Source organism: Aerococcus sp. HMSC062A02, from assembly GCF_001809535.1.
Classification (GTDB): domain Bacteria; phylum Bacillota; class Bacilli; order Lactobacillales; family Aerococcaceae; genus Aerococcus.
Map to the genome: position 1 here is coordinate 1 of NZ_KV797950.1, position 3,866 is coordinate 3,866.

The 3,866-nt window shown below is 46.1% G+C and carries 5 protein-coding genes; 3 read left to right on the plus strand and 2 right to left on the minus strand.

Annotated features, from left to right (window positions below):
- The first annotated feature begins 160 nt into the window (after positions 1–160).
- Complete coding sequence (locus HMPREF2626_RS09850; RefSeq protein WP_070620821.1) at positions 161–448, plus strand: YkvA family protein; 288 nt, start codon at positions 161–163, stop codon at positions 446–448.
- Between the two features lie 76 nt (positions 449–524).
- On the opposite strand, the gene HMPREF2626_RS09855 is transcribed toward HMPREF2626_RS09850, so the two are convergent.
- Together HMPREF2626_RS09855 and HMPREF2626_RS09860 are read right to left on the minus strand one after the other, a co-directional pair.
- Positions 525–1,355, minus strand: a complete 831-nt coding sequence (locus HMPREF2626_RS09855) for a metallophosphoesterase (RefSeq protein ID WP_246818957.1) — start codon at positions 1,353–1,355, stop codon at positions 525–527.
- Between the two features lies 1 nt (position 1,356).
- Positions 1,357–2,316 (minus strand): glycosyltransferase family 2 protein, encoded by a 960-nt coding sequence (locus HMPREF2626_RS09860; protein ID WP_070620827.1) that lies wholly within the window; start codon positions 2,314–2,316, stop codon positions 1,357–1,359.
- 137 nt (positions 2,317–2,453) lie between these two features.
- Here HMPREF2626_RS09860 and HMPREF2626_RS09865 point away from each other — a divergent pair, with 137 nt between their 5' ends.
- Positions 2,454–2,807, plus strand: coding sequence for a DUF6568 family protein (locus tag HMPREF2626_RS09865; protein WP_070620830.1), 354 nt, complete (start codon positions 2,454–2,456; stop codon positions 2,805–2,807).
- Between the two features lie 103 nt (positions 2,808–2,910).
- Entirely contained in the window at positions 2,911–3,495 is a 585-nt protein-coding gene (locus HMPREF2626_RS09870) for a hypothetical protein (RefSeq protein WP_070620833.1), read from the plus strand.
- Positions 3,496–3,866: the final 371 nt, after the last annotated feature.

Sequence of the window (3,866 nt, forward strand, 5' to 3'; positions counted from 1 at the left end):
GTTGCCCCCTGTGAGACTAGGACGCTGCCGTGCAAATGAAAAAGCGATCCTTTAGGGTCGCTTTTTTGTATTCCAGATTGAAAAATGCAGAATCCGTCTAAGGTAGGATGTTTTGGGCGAGGACTCCTCCTATAATAAGGGTGTATAGGAGGATGATGGAATGAAAAAGAATGCATTAACTAATTCCAAAACTACCCTGGCACAGTTCGTACGTGCCCTCTTTAAAAAAGAAACCCCTACCCACATCAAAGTTATTATGGGCATCGCTATCGCTTATGCGGTCCTTCCAACAGATCTGTTACCAGACATCTTTGGACCGATTGGTTTTGCCGATGATGCAGTGATTGTATCTGTATTAACGACTCTAGCAATGTCTTTACTGTCTAAAAATGATGAAGTGAACGAATCTAAGCCTGAAATAAAAGAAGCAGAAAAGGTTGAGGTCTAGGCGAAAGCGTATTGGTAACATAAATACATAAAAATTCCTCCTCCCGGCTTACTTAAAAAGTCGAGAGGAGGAATTTTTATCTTTCGTTCAGATCAAGGATAAAACAGGCTGATCGGAGTTCTTGGTCGAGCTGGTCTGTTCGCCATTCTTTGGGATAGCCTAGCGAATTCGCAATAAAATGCGTACCATTTTTGTAAACTTGGTAGCGGATATGGACATGGCCCATGATACTGTAGCGGATAGGAAAGTTCTGGTAGAGGCTGTTGAGATCATCCGTTGCTAGAAAGGCGTTGAAAAAGTCGAAAGCTGGATGGGGCATAGGCACTGTGAATTCAGGGATGGTTAGGATATGACTGACAAAGATGTAATTAGGGCTTGGTGCCTGCTGGAAGTCAGTCCAGATTTCTTGGCTAAAGGCTTGGGATACTTCGCGGTCGGTCATGTCCCAGTCGATAAATTTCTTATCCTGCCAGGTCGCTAACTTGAAGCGCCCTCTTTCGATTTGTTCAGGGCTAAAACGCTCATCATGGACAGCATGGTTGTACCAGGCAGGGTGGCCAACGATCCGCCAATTGGCTAAGGGCTGCAGGGCTTTACCCATGAGGCACTGGGGATGTTGGCGAAATATTTGATGGATTGACCAAGTGTCTGTCCTGGGAGCTGGACGCTGCCAGTAATCATGGTTGCCGGGGATAAAGTAAATAGCTGCTGGCGAGGAGCTGTCGAGTTCCTCAACAAAGGCGAGGCTTGTATGCCAGTTATTGCTAATGTCGCCTCCAATGATGAAGTAATCGATGTCTTCCTGGCTAATTAATGCTTGGCAAGCCTCTAGATAGTCTCGGCTTGACCAAGTCGGGCTATGGTCGATATGGAGGTCAGACACAAAGGCTAAGCGGCAGCTTGTCAACTTAGCCTTCATTGGGGACAGGGGCCAGGTCTTGGTCCGTTTCCTTAATGATGTATTGGGGACGGTGTTTGACTTCTAGGAAGGTCTTACCTACATACTTGCCGACCACGCCCAGGCAGAGCAATTGGAGACCACCCATAGCTAGGATAATCACGCTTAAAGAGGTCCAGCCGGATGTGGGATTACCAAAGATCAGGGTTCGTCCCGCAAAGAAGATCGCCAGCAGGATGGCAGCTAGAAAGGAGAAAAAGCCTAGGATAGAGATTATATCGAGCGGTACTTCGGAGAAAGCAACAATCCCATCAATGGAATAGGTAAACAGGCTCCAGAAACTCCAACTCGTTTGACCCGCACTGCGTTCGATATTTTCATATTCTAGGTACTTAGTCTTAAAGCCCACCCAGGCAAAAATCCCTTTGGAAAAGCGATTATATTCGGTCATTTCAAGGATAGCATTAACCATCTGCCGGGTCATCAAACGAAAGTCTCTAGCTCCACTGACAATTTCAGTCTTGGAGATATGTTGCATAAGCCGGTAGTAAAGGTTGGCAAAGAAAGAACGGATAGGGGGCTCCCCCTCGCGGCTTACCCGGCGCGTTCCCACACAATCATAAGCTTGGTCTTGGATAATAGTGTACATTTCAGGGAGGAGCTCGGGCGGATCTTGGAGGTCAACATCCATAATAGCGACATAGTCTCCCTTGGCGTGTTGGAGGCCCGCGTAGATACCCGCTTCCTTGCCAAAGTTGCGTGAAAAAGATAGGTAGTGGACCCGTTGATCCTGGCGGGCTAGGTCAGCGAGGATATCCCGGGTATGGTCGGAAGAACCGTCATCAACAAAGACATATTCTAATTCAATATGGCTTAGAAATTGGGGACGGATGTTTTCAACCGCTTGATAAAAAAGATTAATTGCTTCTTCTTCGTTAAAACAAGGAACAATAAGTGAAATAGTTTCCATAAAATCCTCCTTGTATCGATGGAAATTCATAATATCATTATACTATACTTTCCTTTTCTAACCCTTAAATTCTCCTAAAACAATCTATTTGCTTTAAGCTTCAGCTTTCGCTAAGATAGCCTTGAAAGGGTGATTCGATGACAGACAATACATTTCAGGATTTTATAGATCGAGCGGAAGAGTGGCAGGCGGGACAAGCCCTCGATGCCATCCATAGTGAACAAAGCTACTATGTCTTCTTAGGGCGGCCAACTTGCGGTTTTTGCCGGCGTTTTGTGCCAAAGTTGACGGCTGCTATGGAAAGGACGGGACAGGCTGTTTATTATGTGGACTCTTCTAATGGCCTAGATCCAGCCCTCAGGACCTTGCGCGAACGTGGGGAAGTTTATACGGTTCCTAGCCTGGTCAAACTGGGGCAGGGTCAGATCCATAATTTCCGTGCAGATTCCTCGGATAGTCAAGAGACCATTGAAGGGTATTTAGACTCTTAAAAATTAAATTATCTTAAAATTACTCTGAAATACTGACTAAAACTTGTTATCAGTCGCTATTGTGACTATAATAAGACTAGCAATGAAGGGTGGGAGAAATAAAATGAAAAAGAAAGTATATGCAGCCTTAGCCGTTGTGGCAACATTAGGTGTGGGGAGTCTCACATGGAATTACTTGCCAGCTGAGGCCAAAGAAGCCAGTGTCGGCTTATTCCAACCAGCCAAAGAAGACAATGGTAAGTCAGCTGAAGCTGACAGTAAATCTGCTCCAGAAGGTCAAAAGGAAGCGAAAGTGGTTTCCGAAGACCAAGGGGGAGATAAAGAAGCGACGCAAACAGGCCGTACAAAGAAATCAGCACGTATTGTCGAAGATAATTCACCCCAAGATGAAACTGACAAGGCTCAAGCTAAATCAGTATCAAGTAAACAAGCTCTTGCTGATCAAGCAGAAGCCCCTCAAGCTAGCCAAGCTGAAACAACAACCAAGCAACCAGCATCGAAGACCCCTGTGACGGTAACAGATCCAGCTCAAGCACGTCAAATTATCATTGATGTGATGGGATTAGATGCGCATGCCTTAGATGCTTACACTGATGAACAAATCCTTGAATCAGTCGCAGCAGCTGAAGAGTTAGGTTCAGACCCAGGTTACTCTTACCGTTACCTGCAAGAACACTTCGGCAAGTAAAGTTGAATTAAGTCGATAATAAAAAAGGCGGGAGCAAGTATTGCTTCCGCCTTTTCTCTTTGTTCCTTCACGTCTTTAGTCGGGTTCTCAGTTGCAGACTTGAAGTGATTTCAGCCAATCGGAACGACCGGCTAAAGCCGCTCTTTTCCGTTTGGCCTCCAGTCATTCAAGTCAGGGCGCAACTGCTCGCACCCTCAGTCGGGTTCGACTTGGCAGGCTTGGAGTGATTTCACAAGTCAGAAACGAGCGAATGCTTCGCTCTTATTCTGACTTGCTCCAATCATCCGTCTAACCGCCAAGTCTCTCACCCTATAGTCGGGTTCGGTCGCGCAGAAGCGGCTCCTCTTCACAAAGCGCCGCCGAAGACTTTT